Origin of the sequence: Nocardiopsis ganjiahuensis DSM 45031, from assembly GCF_000341085.1 — a bacterium.
Lineage (GTDB): Bacteria > Actinomycetota > Actinomycetes > Streptosporangiales > Streptosporangiaceae > Nocardiopsis > Nocardiopsis ganjiahuensis.
Genome location: NZ_ANBA01000029.1, coordinates 110,889 through 124,140, shown reverse-complemented (window position 1 = coordinate 124,140; position 13,252 = coordinate 110,889). Strand labels below are relative to the sequence as shown.

General features: G+C 70.6%; 14 protein-coding genes. 5 read left to right on the top strand and 9 right to left on the bottom strand.

Going from position 1 to position 13,252, the window contains the following annotated elements; all coding sequences use genetic code 11:
- A partial coding sequence (locus D458_RS37285) for a hypothetical protein (RefSeq protein WP_204366942.1) occupies positions 1-336 on the top strand: 336 nt, incomplete at its 5' end.
- A 462-nt stretch (positions 337-798) separates the two neighbouring features.
- Here D458_RS37285 and tyrS read toward each other — a convergent pair.
- The gene (gene tyrS, locus D458_RS0130230) at positions 799-2,097 is read right to left on the bottom strand and encodes a tyrosine--tRNA ligase (protein ID WP_017590459.1); all 1,299 of its coding nucleotides are present in this window, start codon (positions 2,095-2,097) and stop codon (positions 799-801) included.
- Between the two features lie 286 nt (positions 2,098-2,383).
- On the opposite strand from tyrS, the gene D458_RS0130225 reads away from it, so the two are divergent.
- The 4 genes from D458_RS0130225 (at position 2,384) to D458_RS0130210 (ending at position 5,382) form a co-directional block, all read left to right on the top strand.
- A complete protein-coding gene (locus D458_RS0130225; RefSeq protein ID WP_017590458.1) occupies positions 2,384-3,220 on the top strand; it encodes an alpha/beta fold hydrolase in 837 nt (278 codons plus the stop codon).
- Positions 3,213-3,821 carry a TetR/AcrR family transcriptional regulator gene (locus D458_RS0130220; RefSeq protein WP_026119834.1) on the top strand — a complete coding sequence of 203 codons (609 nt, stop codon included), beginning with the start codon at positions 3,213-3,215 and terminating at the stop codon, positions 3,819-3,821. The genes D458_RS0130225 and D458_RS0130220 overlap by 8 nt, the downstream gene beginning before the upstream one ends.
- Positions 3,821-4,399 (top strand): hypothetical protein, encoded by a 579-nt coding sequence (locus D458_RS0130215; protein WP_017590456.1) that lies wholly within the window; start codon positions 3,821-3,823, stop codon positions 4,397-4,399. Before D458_RS0130220 ends, D458_RS0130215 begins: the two co-directional genes overlap by 1 nt.
- Before the next feature lie 245 nt (positions 4,400-4,644).
- Positions 4,645-5,382 (top strand): HNH endonuclease family protein, encoded by a 738-nt coding sequence (locus tag D458_RS0130210; RefSeq protein ID WP_017590455.1) that lies wholly within the window; start codon positions 4,645-4,647, stop codon positions 5,380-5,382.
- Between the two features lie 77 nt (positions 5,383-5,459).
- On the opposite strand, the gene D458_RS0130205 is transcribed toward D458_RS0130210, so the two are convergent.
- The 8 genes from D458_RS0130205 to D458_RS0130170 all read right to left on the bottom strand — a co-directional run bounded on the left by D458_RS0130205 (position 5,460) and on the right by D458_RS0130170 (position 13,251).
- Complete coding sequence (locus D458_RS0130205) at positions 5,460-5,966, bottom strand: hypothetical protein (protein WP_017590454.1); 507 nt, start codon at positions 5,964-5,966, stop codon at positions 5,460-5,462.
- A 209-nt stretch (positions 5,967-6,175) separates the two neighbouring features.
- Positions 6,176-7,393, bottom strand: coding sequence for an L-2-hydroxyglutarate oxidase (gene lhgO / locus D458_RS0130200; RefSeq protein WP_017590453.1), 1,218 nt, complete (start codon positions 7,391-7,393; stop codon positions 6,176-6,178).
- Positions 7,394-7,465: 72 nt separating this feature from the next.
- Positions 7,466-7,927 (bottom strand): DUF742 domain-containing protein, encoded by a 462-nt coding sequence (locus tag D458_RS0130195; RefSeq protein WP_017590452.1) that lies wholly within the window; start codon positions 7,925-7,927, stop codon positions 7,466-7,468.
- Positions 7,917-10,274 carry a sensor histidine kinase gene (locus tag D458_RS34580; protein ID WP_083936477.1) on the bottom strand — a complete coding sequence of 786 codons (2,358 nt, stop codon included), beginning with the start codon at positions 10,272-10,274 and terminating at the stop codon, positions 7,917-7,919. Before D458_RS34580 ends, D458_RS0130195 begins: the two co-directional genes overlap by 11 nt.
- A 269-nt stretch (positions 10,275-10,543) precedes the next feature.
- Complete coding sequence (locus D458_RS0130185; RefSeq protein WP_017590451.1) at positions 10,544-11,461, bottom strand: sirohydrochlorin chelatase; 918 nt, start codon at positions 11,459-11,461, stop codon at positions 10,544-10,546.
- Between the two features lie 146 nt (positions 11,462-11,607).
- Complete coding sequence (locus D458_RS0130180; protein WP_017590450.1) at positions 11,608-12,210, bottom strand: GTP-binding protein; 603 nt, start codon at positions 12,208-12,210, stop codon at positions 11,608-11,610.
- On the bottom strand, positions 12,191-12,658 hold the full coding sequence (locus D458_RS0130175) for a DUF742 domain-containing protein (RefSeq protein WP_051049817.1): 468 nt from the start codon (positions 12,656-12,658) through the stop codon (positions 12,191-12,193). Before D458_RS0130175 ends, D458_RS0130180 begins: the two co-directional genes overlap by 20 nt.
- Before the next feature lie 158 nt (positions 12,659-12,816).
- On the bottom strand, positions 12,817-13,251 hold the full coding sequence (locus D458_RS0130170) for a roadblock/LC7 domain-containing protein (RefSeq protein WP_017590448.1): 435 nt from the start codon (positions 13,249-13,251) through the stop codon (positions 12,817-12,819).
- Position 13,252 lies beyond the last annotated feature (1 nt).

The following is a 13,252-nucleotide window of genomic DNA, read 5'->3' as shown; positions in this document are numbered from 1 at the left end:
GTTCTCAAGAAACAATCACTCTTCCCGTACAAGCGCCAGAACCAGTGTTCTGTCTGCTCTTCCCTGGAAGGCTTTCTGCGTTTCAGCCGCTTTCGCGACCGTTCCGCTTCGTTGTGTCTTTACTTTATCAGGTGTTCCGCGCCCCGCCAAATCGGCGTTTTCGCTTTAAAACCTGATCGGGAGAAAGAATTCCCGCTGCTTCCTCAGCCTAGCGTTTCCACCGAAGTGGTTTTTGCTGGGCTGTTTGAAGCAACTCCCCGAGCTTACCTGTTCCGAGCGAGTGCTCGAACCATCTCGGCGAAGAGGAGGATGTCTGTGATCGCGGCCCGGTGCTGAGCAAGAATCCAAGAGGTTCCGCTCGCCGTCCCGCAGCGACTCTTACGACTATAGGCAGCTCTGGAGCGGACGTCAAGTCAGGACCCGGATCAGGCGCCGTCTCGGCGATCCGGGCCTCGATCACCCCTGTTCGGGTGGCTTCTCAAGGCCCTGACGTACGCGGTCCTCACACCAGGTCCACGTTGTTACGTCGGCTGTTGTCAGACATCGTCCATCTTGCCCGAATGATGCCAAGAGCAAACCTCCGCTTTTGCTCCTGCCCCAGAGCGCCGAGACTCAGAGCCCCGATACCCAGAGCCCGCCGCCCGGGGCCAGGCCCCAGAACCCCGCCCGGACAGATCCGCCCGCCGCACTCCCCCCCTCGCACCCGCATGCGGACATGCGGAAGGGCCGGCCCCTCGGCGGAGGCCGGCCCTCGATGACGCGCGTGTCCTGGGGACGACTGACTGGGCCCGAGGCCCATCACCCCTTGAGAACGACACCGCCGATGTTGCGCTTGCCCTTGCGGAGCACGACGAAGCGGTCGGCGAGCACGTCGTCCGCGCTGAGCCTGGCCTCGACGTCGGTCACCTTCACGTTGTTCACGTAGGCGCCGCCCTCCTGGACGGCACGGCGGGCCGCCGACTTGCTCGGGGTCAGACCGCTCTGCGCGAACAGGTCGGTGACGAGCAGGTCCTCGACCGGTCCGTCCACCTCAGCCTTGGGCACCTCGGCCAGAGCCGCGTCCAGGGTGCGCCCGTCCAGTTCGGACAGGTCGGCACGGCCGAACAGGGCCAGGCTGGCGTCCTTGACCTTGCGGGTCTCCTCCTCGCCGTGGACCAGCGTCGTCAGCGTCTCCGCCAGGGTGCGCTGGGCCGCGCGGGCCTGCGGGCGCTCCTCCGTCTGGCGCTCGAGGTCCTCGATCTCCTCACGTGAGAGGAAGCTGAACACCTTGAGGTAGCGGATGACGTCGCGGTCGTCGGCGTTGAACCAGAACTGGTAGAAGGCGTACGGCGAGGTGAGCTCGGGGTCGAGCCAGACCGTGCCGGTCTCGGTCTTGCCGAACTTGGTGCCGTCGGCCTTCGTGAGCAGGTTCGTGGTCAGACCGTGCGCCGGTCCGTGCGGCTCGTTGCCCTCGATCCGGCGGACCAGGTCCAGGCCCGCGGTGATGTTGCCCCACTGGTCGGAACCGCCGGTCTGCAGCGTGCAGCCGTAGCGCCGGTAGAGCTCGACGAAGTCGTAGGACTGGAGCAGCACGTAGCTGAACTCGGTGTAGCTCATGCCCTCACCGTCGAGGCGGCTCTTGACCGTCTCCCGCGCCAGCATCTGGTTGATGCTGAAGTGCTTGCCCACGTCACGGAGCAGCTCGATCGCGTTGATCCCGCCGAGCCAGTCGCCGTTGTTGGCGAGGATGGCGTCGGTGGGGCCCGCCTGCTCGCCCTCAGGGGTGAAACGCAGGAAGGCCGAGAGCTGTCCGGCCAGGTTCTCGACCCAGCCCCGCACCGTCTCGAGCGAGTTCATCTGACGCTCGGCGTTGGGCTTGGGGTCGCCGATCAGGCCCGTGCCACCGCCGACGAGAGCGATGGGCCGGTGCCCGGCCTGCTGGAAGCGGGCCAGGGTGAGGGCCTGGGTGAGGTGGCCGACGTGCAGGCTGCCCGCGGTCGGGTCGAATCCGCAATAGAGGGTGATCGGACCATCGGCCAGCGCCTTGCGGAGTGCGTCAAGGTCGGTCGTCTGCGCGATCAGGCCGCGCCACTGGAGTTCGTCGATGATGTCGATCACTGTGCAGCTCTCTGTTGTGTAGGCGGGCCCTTCGGCCCGATCTGCCTAGCAGTGTAGGTCGGGTGTGCACGTAGATCACCCGGTTACCTCGCACACCGCCACGCTATCGGCTGGATCTCACCCCGGTTCACACCACGACCCGAACACCTCTCCCCGGCCTGACCCGCCCTCCCTCGCGGGAGGTCTCGGAACAAGCCCCTTGACGCCGTTAGCTATTGGCGTTAGCTTTCTAGCTATGGGCATGAGCCACAGGGCGCAGGCCGCGAACGGACCGAGGAGCACCTCCATGCACCACCTCCAGCGCCCCGAGGGGCGGATCGCCTACGACCTCTACGGTGCCCGGAACACCGGAACGCTCGTGATCTGCGTTCCCGGCATGTTCGACCACCGCGCCTCCTTCCGGTTCGCGGGCGCCGCCCTCGCCGAGGCGGGGTACCGGGTCGCCGCCATGGACCTGCGCGGCCACGGGGACAGCGACATCACCTTCAGCGACCACACCGACCACGCCGCGTCGACCGACGCGATCGCCCTCGCCGAGGAGCTGGGCGGAGAGCGGACCGTCATGGTCGGCAACTCGTTGGGGGCCGGCGCGGTGACCATCGCCGCCCTCGAACGCCCCGACCTCGTGGCCGGGCTCGCCCTGCTCGGGCCCTTCCTGCGAATGCCGAGGACCGGCTGGGCGGGGAACCTCATGCAGAAGGCCCTGCTCGTCCGCCCCTGGGCACCCCGCGCGCTGACCTTCTTCTACAACAGGCTCCACGCGGGACGGACTCCCGAGGGACACGACGAGCAACTGGAGAGAATCCTCGGGATGCTGCGCCCCGCCGACCGCTACCGTGCGGTCCTGGCGACCATCAACGGCCCGAAGAGGACCGTCGAGTGGCTCGACAGGATCACGGGGACCGAAGGGGCCGAACCTCCGGCCGCCGAGACCGTCGTGATCATGGGTGAACAGGACCCCGATTGGAAGGACCCCCGAGCCGAGGCCCGGTGGGTGGCCTCCGTCACCGGCGGCCGCGTGGTCATGGTGCCCGAGTGCGGGCACTACCCGCAGTCCCAGCGGCCCGACGTCGTGGCGCCCGTCCTCGTCGACCTCGTCGAGAAGGTGAACGCCGGTGCCTAGGGCAGGACTGACCCCTGACCTGGTCGTGGCCGAGGCCTCCCGGCTGAGCGACGAGAAGGGGTTCGAGGCGCTCTCGCTCGCGGCGGTGGCCAAACGGTTCGGGGTCGCGACCCCGAGCCTGTACAAACACGTCGACGGTCTGACCGGGCTGCGCCGCGAGGTGTCCCTTCGCGCCGTGACCGAACTGGGCGACCGCCTCCAGGGCGCCGCGGTCGGTCGGTCCGGGCCCGACGCCGTCCGCGCGCTCTTCGGGGCCTACCGGGCCTACGCCCACGAACACCCGGGCGGCTACGCCGCGACCCAGCGGGGTGCGGCCCCCACGGACCACGAGGCCTACGCGGCCTTCGCCAGACCCGTCGAGGTGATCGCCGCGGTACTGCGTGGTTTCGACATCCCCGAGGCCCGGATGGTGCACACCATCCGGGCCCTGCGCAGCGCCGTCCACGGGTTCGTCGACCTGGAGGCCCACGGCGGGTTCAGGATGCCCGAGGACATCGACGAGAGCTACGACGTGCTGGTGGAGGGCTTCATCCACGTCCTGGAACGCCGGCCCGGACACACAGGACACGGCGCGGAAGAAGCAGAAGAGGGAGAGAACTGATGCTGGCCGGACACTTCGGAGTGGCGGGGATCGTCAAGGCATGGCGCCCCGGAATCCCCATGGCGGCGCTGCTGGTCGCCACCCAGTTGACCGACCTGGTCACCCTGCCCCTGGCAGCGGCCGGGGTCGAGACCCTCGAACCCGCCGAACCCGGCCTCACGGGTTACGGCTCCCTGCTCATCACCGCCGAGTACTCGCACTCGCTGTCGGTGAACGTCCTCCTCGCCGTCCTGGTGGGCGGACTCGTGCACTATTTCCTGAGGGACCGGTGGGGGCGCGACGCGGGGCTGGTCGTGGGCGGTGTGATGCTCAGCCACTGGCTGCTCGACCTGCTGGTGCACCGCCCGGACCTGCCCTTCCTGCCGGGCAACGCGGGCGACCTCCCACTGCTCGGGTTCGGGCTGTGGGAGACCCCGGTGGCGGCCGCCGCGGTCGAGGGGGCCCTGGTCCTGGCCGGGGTCGTGCTCTACACCTGGCGCACCCTCCGCGACCAGCCCGGCCGGGGAAGAGCCTGGGGTTACAGCGCGGGCATCGCCCTGCTGCTGGTGGGCTCCTTCGTCTTCGACCTCCTGGGGTAGAGCTCCCCCGGTCCTTCCCAGGGCCCTTCTCCCGAGCCGAATCCTCCGAGGCGTCGGCCTTTCAGAACCCCGGCCCCCCGCCACCGGCCCGACCGGAACCCTGACACCTCCCCGCCGGAGGCTTCGGCAAGGGAGATCCGACCCGGGGCGCTGTTATGAGACGGCCGTGTGATGGGCCAAGCTGGGAGGACCCGGATCGGACGACCCGCCCGTCACGGGAGGCAAGACAGTGTTGGAGTTCCCTGATGGCCAAGAAGTCCTCCGCCAAATCCCCCAGGTCAGCAGGCAGGGGCGGTAAGCCCGCCTCCAAGCTGACCGCGCTCATCGGTACGGTCGTCGGCGTCCTGGTGATCGCCGCCTTCGTGCTGCAGCAGATGGGGGTGATCGACCTGGAGACCGGCGAGCCCTCCACCGAGCCGCAGGGGTCCCCCGACGGCGGCTCCTCCTCCGGCGTCGAGCAGGCCGGACAACAGATGGAGGAACTCCGGATCGAGGACGAGGAGGACCCGCCCGGCTACGACCGCGCGCTCTTCCCCCACTGGGACTCCGGAGTCGAGGACAACTGCACCACCCGCCAGGTCGTGCTGCTCCGCGACGGTGAGGACGTGCAGACCGACGACAACTGCCAGCCGGTGTCCGGCTCCTGGTACAGCGCTTACGACGGGGAGACCTTCACCGACGCCCAGGACATCGACATCGACCACATGGTGGCCCTCAAGGAGGGGTGGCGGTCGGGCGCCCACGCCTGGCCGACCGAGAAACGGCAGAAGTTCGCCAACGACCTCGAGTCCTCCCAGCTGTGGGCGGTGAGCGCCTCGTCCAACCGTTCCAAGGGCGACGCGGACCCGGCGAACTGGCTGCCGCCGCTGGAGTCCTCGCACTGCGACTACGTGGTCTCGTGGATCGAGGTCAAGCACGTGTGGGACCTGACCGTGGACCCGGCCGAGGAGACCGCGCTGCGTGAGGTCCTCGAGGGCTGCTGACCCCGGTCCGGGCGGGCCGGCTCAAGCGCCCCCGGCGTCCGCCGGCCCGCCCCCGTCCCGGCGTCCTCCGGAAGGGGCTATGCCGGGTTCTCCGGACCGATCCCCCGTGCGGTGGCGAGCAGTTCCTCCTCGCCGATGAGGCCGAAGGGGTCGCGGACCTCGACCGCGACCCCCGGCTGCGGAGTCCAGAAGGCCTCGGACCCTCCGTACAGGCCGCCGGTGCCGTGGTTGTCGAAGTCCTCCAGCTCCCAGGTGTCGGGATCCCGCTCGTGGTACTCGGCGAGGAAGGAGCGGACCGCCGCCAGGTCGGTGAGCTCCTCCCCCCGCAGGACCAGGACCTGGAGCACCACCTGGAAGCCGCCGCCCTCCTTGGCCTGTTCCCAGAAGCGGGCGGTGAAGGAGACGTCCTCCCACTCGTAGTGGGAGTCCATCGTCGATGTCTCCGTCCCGACCCGGGCGGGCAGGTGTCCGATCGTGAATCCGTCCAAGGGTCCTCCTCGGGGACCGACGGCGGGCGCGGCCGCCGTGAGTACGAGTGCGAGCACGATGGCGAGAGCCACCGGGGCCCACCTGGTCAGGAGCATGGTCGCCTCCACCGGTCGGCCACGGGGCCGTCCCGCGGTACCGGTCACTCCATGCTCCGCTGGGACAGCGGACAGTACCAGGGTGTGTTCGAACCTGTGGATAACTCCGTTCCGACACACCCTGGGCGTCTCATCCCCTCGTGGGCGACTCGTGTTCCGCCGTGCCCGGCCTTCGACGCGCTCGGCCCCTGTCCCGGCCACTCAGCGTTTCAGTGACCGTTGACGTGGTTGTCGTACAGGAACTCGGCGATCGCCAGGGACGAGGTGGCCGCGGGTGAGGGGGCGTTGCGCACGCACACGACCCTCCCGTGGGTGTCCACGTGGAAGTCGTCCAGGAGCGCCCCGTCCCGGCCCAGGGCCTGTGCCCGGACCCCGGCGGGCGCCGGACGCAGGTCGGCGGTGGTGAGTTCGGGGAGCAGGCGTCGGGCCTGGCCGGCGAACACCGCCCGGGAGGCCGACACCAGGGTCTCCCGGGCTCCGACGGTCCAGTGCCTGCGCGCCAACCGCCAGAAGCCGGGCCAGGCGAGGGTCTGTGCGAGTTCGCGGGTGCGCAGGTCGCGGGCGCGGTAGCCCTCACGGGCCAGGGCGAGGATGGCGTTGGGCCCGGCCATGACCTCGCCGTGGACGTGTCGGGTCAGGTGCACGCCCAGGAAGGGGTACTGCGGGTCGGGGACCGGGTAGAGGAGGCCCCGCACGAGGTCGCGGCGTTCGGGGACCAGCTCGTGGTAGTGCCCGCGGAAGGGGACGACCCGGGGGTCCGCCGAACCGCCGGCCATGCGTGCGAGCTGGTCGCTCTGGAGTCCGCCGCACAGGACCAGCCGGTCGAACCGGTGGATGACCCGCTCCCCCTTGGGGTCTCCGGTGAGGACCTCCGTGCCGTCATGGTCCTGGCGCAGGTCGATGACGGGGGTGTTGAGCAGGACCCGTCCACCGGAACGGCGCACGTCGTCGGCGATCTGCTCTGCGACCGCGACGAAGTCCGTGATGGCGGTGGTCGGCGAGTGCAGTGCCGCGATCCCCGCCGCGTGGGGTTCGATCTCGCGGAGTCCCTCGGGGCCCAGGCGGGTGACTCCGGGGACACCGTTCTCCTCGGCCTTCTGTTCGATGTCGTCCAGGCGCGCCTCCTCCTCGGAGTCCACCGCGACGAGGAGCTTGCCCGCCTCTTCGTAGGGCAGGCCGTTCTCCGCGCAGTAGTCCTTGAGAAGCCCGACCCCTCTGCGGCACAGGGTGGCCTTGAGGGAGCCCGGACGGTAGTAGAGCCCGGCGTGGACGACACCGCTGTTGTGTCCGGTCTGGTGCGCGGCGACCCGGTTCTCCTTCTCGAGGACGGTGACCCGGGTGCCGGGGCGGCGGAGGGCGATGTGGCGGGCCAGGGCCAGCCCGACGATCCCCGCTCCGATGATGCCGATGTGTTCGGTGCTGCGCATGGGCGCACGCTAGCAACCCGGGGTCCGGCACCCGGGACGAGGGCCCGGCACAGAGGCCGCCGGGGCTGGAACTCACAGGGAACGCAGCCCGACGAGGACGGCGTGCAGGATGTCCTGGCGGCCCAGGGGACGGGAGGGCCCGCAGCGCTGGAGTGAGCCGTCGGCGACCATCTCGGCGACCATGACGCGGACCTGGCCCACGGGGAGCCCGACCTCCGCGGCCAGCTCCGCCACCGTCCTGGCTCTCAGCGCATGGTTGAGGATGGTCTCCCGCTCGGGACGCAACCACTCGTGGCGGCCGGGGGTACGGGCGGCCATGACGAGGGCGAGCAGGTCGAGGTCGGCGGGGCCGGTGGTGCCTGCGGTGGTGGGTGGCACGGCCTCCGCGGTTCCGACGTCGACGGCGTAGGGGCGCAGGAACCTCTCGTACTCCGCGTCCTCCCTGCCGTCGTCGGGTCTGGGTTCGTTCCCGTCGGTGCTGCTGTCCGTGCCGCGGTCCGTCAGGCGACGGGCGTGGCGGCCCTCAGCGCTCACTGTGTCCTCCTCGTGGCGGTGTCGGGAAGGGTGTGGTGGTGGGTGAGGAGGGCCCGAACCCGCTCGGCGGCCCCGGGAAGCCGTTCCGGGGCTGCGGCCCCGAGTGGCCCGGAGGGCCTTGGGGACCGGAGGGCCCGAACGGGCCCGGTACCCCGAAGTGTCCGGCCTGCGGCTGGGACCCGATCTGTTGGGACCCCACCTGCTGCTGCGGCCCGCTCTGGGTTCGGGGGTCGGCCTGACCGGGGACCCCCTGAGGCCCGGAGTGCCCGAACGGCCCCTGGGGACCTGACGGGGGCACCGGCCCCTGAGGGCTCAGATGGCCCAGGGCGCCGGGGAAGGAGGGCACCCCGGCAGGGGCGCCGGTGACCGCGACCGGGTTGTCCACGGGCTCCAGCAGGCTGTCCGGGATGAGCGCGGTGGCCAGGGTTCCGCCGTAGGGCGAGGGGTGCAGCCACACGCGGATGCCGTGCCGTTCGGCCAGTCGGGCCACGACGAACAGACCCAGACGGGGATCGTCGGGCAGGGCCATCACGTCGAACTCCGGCGGCCGGGTGAGCGTGCGTTCGGCGGCCGCGTACCCCTGCTCGGACATGCCCAGCCCTCGGTCCTCGATCTCCACGACCAGTCCGCCGGCGACCGGGGTGCACCCGACGTCGACCGGGGTTCCGGCGGGCGAGAACTGGGTGGCGTTCTCCACCAGCTCCGCGAGGAGGTGGACGACGTCCGCCACGACCTGGCCGTGCATGAGCACCCGGGGCGCGGAGGTCAGGCGGACCCGCTCGAAGTCCTCGGTCTCCGCGATGGAGGCGCGCAGCACGTCCACGAGGGGCCGGGGCTGGCGCCAGCGGCGGGCGGACTGGCCCCCGCCCAGGATGATGAGGTTGTCGGCGTACCGGCGGGCCCGGGTGGCCAGGTGGTCCAGACGGAAGAGGCGCCGCAGCGCCTCGGGGTCCTGTTCGTTGTACTCGATCTCGTCGAGCAGGCGCAGTTGGCGCTGGACCAGGGTCTGGTTGCGGAAGGCGATCCCCAGGAAGGCGCGGTTGGCGCCGCGGCGGATCTCGGCCTGCCGGACGGCGGCCTCCACCGCGGTGATCTGGGCACTGTCGAAGGCCTCGGCGACCTGACCGATCTCGTCGTCGCCCTCCTCGTCCAGGGCCGGGAGTTCGTCCACGACGTCGACCTTGCTGCCCCGTTGGGCCCGTTCGATGATGTCGGGCAGGTCGGCGTCCCGTTCCAGGATCTGTTCGCGCAGGCAGGTGAGGCGCTCGGTGAGGCGGCGTGAGGAGCGGCTCACCAGGGAGATGGCGACCGCCCCGCCGAGCAGGGTGACGGCCGCGGCAGCGACCCCGAGGGTGACTCTCAGAAGGGCGGCGCTCCAGGCCAGGTCCACGGTGCGTGCGGTCTGGGCGTCGGCGATGTCGTCCAGGGCCAGGGCGGCGACGGCCGAGGACTCGTCCCAGGCATCGGCCTCGACATCGATGGCGGAGTTCCACTCGGTCAGCGGTGCCTGCCCGGGGACCGTCTCGTCGGCCTCGGCGACCGGGGGCCGGGTGACCACCCTCCGGCTGAGTCCTTCGGCGGCCGTCCAGATCCTCTGCTGGACCAGGGCCTCGTGATCGGCCCTGACGCTGGGGTGCATGGCGTGGCTGACGGTGTCCAGGGTGGCGCGGTAGGAGGCAGTGAGAAAGGTGAAGTGGGCGGTCTCCTCGTAGGTCATCCGTCCCGCGGGGATGACCCCGGCGAGCAGGGCGTCCGCTGCCGCGTAGTCCTCGTGTGCCGCGAGGAGTTCCCTGGTGAGCACGGCGTCGGTGAGGTTCTCGCCGCCTTCGGTGGTGTGCAGGAGTGCGATGGCGGTGTCGGTCAGGGTCTCGAGGAAGTTCCCGTAGGTGACGAGGGTCTCCTCCCGGTTGGCGCTGCGGTCGTCGACCGACGCCCGCAGGGCTGTGACGCCGTCCGGGATCTCGGTCACCGCGGCGGCGTTGCGGTTCACCTCGTCGTCCCTGCCGCCCTGCAGCCGGCCGGCGAGGCCCACCGCCTCTGCGAGGGCTCCGTCCGTGCTCTCCCTCTGTTCCTCGAGGTCGCTGAGGACGGTCGAGTCCCCGCCGCCGTCCTGGATCCCCAGATGGACCATGGACAGGCGGCGCTCGACCCGGAGTTCGGTCGCGGCCTCGGAGAGGATCTCGGTGCCCTCCCGGGCTTGGCCGACGGCGCCCATCAGCTGTGCGGCCTGCGCGGTGCCGAGCGTGGCCACGATGAGCCAGAGCGCCAGGAAGCACAGGCTCGGGATGAGCACGATACGGGTGAGCTGTCCGCGGATCGTCCGGGTGGACGCGTGAGTTCTTCGCATGGCCCCCTCCGGCCCGTGCGGGTGCCGTGGCGTCCTGGAGGGGCGCCTCGGCGGCTTACGGTCCTGCCGAGGCTATCGAAAAACCATTGCCGTACGTTGTCAAACAATCACGAATAGTTATCCAACATCTCGGAGCATCCGGGGCCCGGCATGTTAGAGGGCGCCGAAAACGGAACGAAAGAGCAGGTCACACCCGATCGACGCGACAGGGCCGCCCGGAGGTCCGGGCGGCCCTGTACAACGAGGTCCTGGCGAGGCGTGTCGCGGAATCAGGACTCCGGACGGTGTCGGGAGCCCACCGGAGCGGGCAGCTCCTCCGCGGTGGGGGGCTGCTCCACCCCGAGCGAGTTCAGCACCTCGGCATAGCGCAGCGCGGCGATCTTGCCCAGGAGGCTGTCCGCGCCCAGGGGCGCACCGGCCCGGGCGCCGAAGCGCTCGGCGAGGCCGGAGAGCTGTGCGGCGGAGATCTCCGGGCCCAGAGCGCTGGGCGCGATGACCGGGCGCCGGCAGCCGCCCTGGCGGAGCTGGGCGACGACCTGCTCGAGAGCGGCTTCGTTCTCCAGGTCCGCGGGAAGCACGGTCAGACCGAGCCGGGCCGCGAGCAGGACGGCGGTCACACCGGCCGCGCCCACGGCCCCCTCACCACCGACGGCACCGACGACGACGCCGTCGGCCATGGTGGTGTTGCGGGCGGTCACGCTGATCAGGCGCATACGGTCGGCGCGCACGAACCCGGACTCGGCCAGGCGCAGGTGCAGCACCTCGGCCAGCATCGGGTGCGGGCCCAGGCCCTCGGTGACGCGGACGTCGGCCCCGGCCTCGGCCACAGCGGTCGCGATCGCGGCACTGGTCCCCGCGTGCGGGGCCGTGACCAGCGGGACCACGACTCCGGCGAGGGGCCGGTCCCCGGACTTCTCCAGGCCGGCGAGGGCCTCGCCGAGGCTGTGCTCGTGGCCCTCGGTGTGTCCGAACCTGATGGTGACCTCGGGGCGGTAGGCCCGGACGAGGTCGGCCATTCGGGCACCGATCAACTCACCGTCGGCGTCCCTGGCCTGTTCGGCCGTGCCCGGGACCGCCATGATCAGAGCGGGGGTACCGAACCAGTTGTCGAAGGACAGCGGGTTGCGGTGGCGTCCGGAACGCCGCTTGGGCAGTTCGCGTGGGGGAAGTCGGTCAGAGTTTCGCATACCAGGATTCAGACGAGAGGCGGATGGGTGCGCTGTCAAAGCGGGTGGTCACTGCCGCGACATTGTAGCGTTCAACACCACATTCACGGGCGTATCTCCTGAACGTATACCGGACCGACGTGGTCGCGGGGGGCGGGGTCGCCCGGTCAGCCGCTCATCGCCGGACGGCGGCTGTCGATGATGTGGGTGACCAGCGCCACGAGGACCTCCTTGGAGGACTCGCGTTCCCGGGCGTCCGCCATCACGACGGGGACACCGGCCGAGACGTCGAGGGCCTCGCGCACCTCCTCGGTCTCGTACACGGCGGCCCCCTCGAACCGGTTGACCGCGACGACGAACGGCACCCCGCGGCGTTCGAAGAAGTCCACCGCGTGGAAGCAGGTGTCCAGACGCCGGGTGTCGGCCAGGACCACGGCCCCCAGAGCGCCCTCCACCAGTTCGTCCCACATGAACCAGAAGCGGTCCTGCCCCGGTGTGCCGAACAGGTACAGCACGATGTCGTCGTTGATGGTGATGCGCCCGAAGTCCAGGGCGACCGTCGTGGTGGTCTTGTTCTCCACTCCCCCGAGGTCGTCGACCCCCTGGCTGGCCTCGGTCATCACCTCCTCCGTGCTGAGCGGGGTGATCTCACTGACGGAGGCCACCATCGTGGTCTTGCCCGCACCGAACCCCCCGGCGACGATGATCTTGACGGCCTGGGGGATCGCCTCCTGCGTGCCCGGCCGGTTCTCAGAGTCTGCGGATGCCATCGAGTACCGCCTGAAGTACTTTCTTCTCGGGAAGCTGGGTCACGGGCAGCGCTGCCCGGGTGTGGACGTCGCCCTCGGCCACGAGGTCGCCGAGGAGCACCTTGACCACCGTCAGCGGCACCTCCAGGCGCGCGGAGATCTCCGCGACCGATATGGGCCTGCGGCACAGCGCCAGGATCGCCTGGAGTTCGGGGCCACGGGTGCGCTCCGCCCGGTCGCGGGCGGCCATCACGATGGTGATCAGGTCGAGTCCGCGCCCCTCCGCGCCGGGCCGGGTCCGTCCCTTGGTCATCGTGTAGGGCCGTACCAGCGGGCCGGCCGGGGCGTCGCCCGGGTTCACCCCGGCGGAGGGTCCCTCGGAACTCGGGTGCCCCCGGCCCCGGTGCCAGGTCGAGGGTTGTCGGCGAAGCGGCCCCTGGTGCTCCCGGTCCTCGGCGACAGGCGCCACACTCGACAGCGGTGCGCTCCGGTGCCTGGCCCCCTGCTGTTCCGTGCCCGACGGTTCGCCCCCCGGGGGGTTGCCGGTCTGCCGACCGCCCCCCTGACGATCGGCCCTGCGCTGTTCGGCTCTGCGCTGTCGGACCCCGTACTGTTCACCGGATTCGCTCACGAGCCCCCACCTCCCATGGCCGTGAGGTGCCCCGGGTGCCGGGGCGGCGCGGTGAGGAACTGGCCCACCCGCTTGACCCGCAGGTTCATCTCGTAGGCGACCAGGCCCACGTCGGCGTCCTCCGTCGCCAGGACGGCCAGACAGGCACCGGTGCCCGCCGCGGTGACGAACAGGTACGAATGCTCCATCTCCACCACGGTCTGGCGGACGTCCCCGCCGCCGAAGTGGCGCCCGGTTCCCCGGGCCAGGCTCTGGAACGCCGAGGCCAGTGCTGCCAGGTGTTCGGCGTCCTCCGGGTCCAGCCCCCGGGAGCGCCCGAGCAACAGTCCGTCAGCCGACAGCACGATCGCGTGGCTGGACCCCACGACGCGGTCGACCAGGTCGTCCAGGAGCCAGTCCAGGTTGTCCGCGGCCTTGCTCTTGCCCACCATC

Excerpts from the sequence above, each read along its gene's own strand:
- D458_RS34580 (WP_083936477.1), bottom strand. The coding sequence starts at position 10,274 with ATGCGAAGAACTCACGCGTCCACCCGGACGATCCGCGGACAGCTCACC.
- D458_RS0130210 (WP_017590455.1), top strand. The coding sequence starts at position 4,645 with ATGGCCAAGAAGTCCTCCGCCAAATCCCCCAGGTCAGCAGGCAGGGGC.
- D458_RS0130205 (WP_017590454.1), bottom strand. The coding sequence starts at position 5,966 with ATGCTCCTGACCAGGTGGGCCCCGGTGGCTCTCGCCATCGTGCTCGCA.
- D458_RS0130170 (WP_017590448.1), bottom strand. The coding sequence starts at position 13,251 with ATGGTGGGCAAGAGCAAGGCCGCGGACAACCTGGACTGGCTCCTGGAC.
- D458_RS0130185 (WP_017590451.1), bottom strand. The coding sequence starts at position 11,461 with ATGCGAAACTCTGACCGACTTCCCCCACGCGAACTGCCCAAGCGGCGT.
- D458_RS0130225 (WP_017590458.1), top strand. The coding sequence starts at position 2,384 with ATGCACCACCTCCAGCGCCCCGAGGGGCGGATCGCCTACGACCTCTAC.
- D458_RS0130180 (WP_017590450.1), bottom strand. The coding sequence starts at position 12,210 with ATGGCATCCGCAGACTCTGAGAACCGGCCGGGCACGCAGGAGGCGATC.
- D458_RS0130215 (WP_017590456.1), top strand. The coding sequence starts at position 3,821 with ATGCTGGCCGGACACTTCGGAGTGGCGGGGATCGTCAAGGCATGGCGC.
- lhgO (WP_017590453.1), bottom strand. The coding sequence starts at position 7,393 with ATGCGCAGCACCGAACACATCGGCATCATCGGAGCGGGGATCGTCGGG.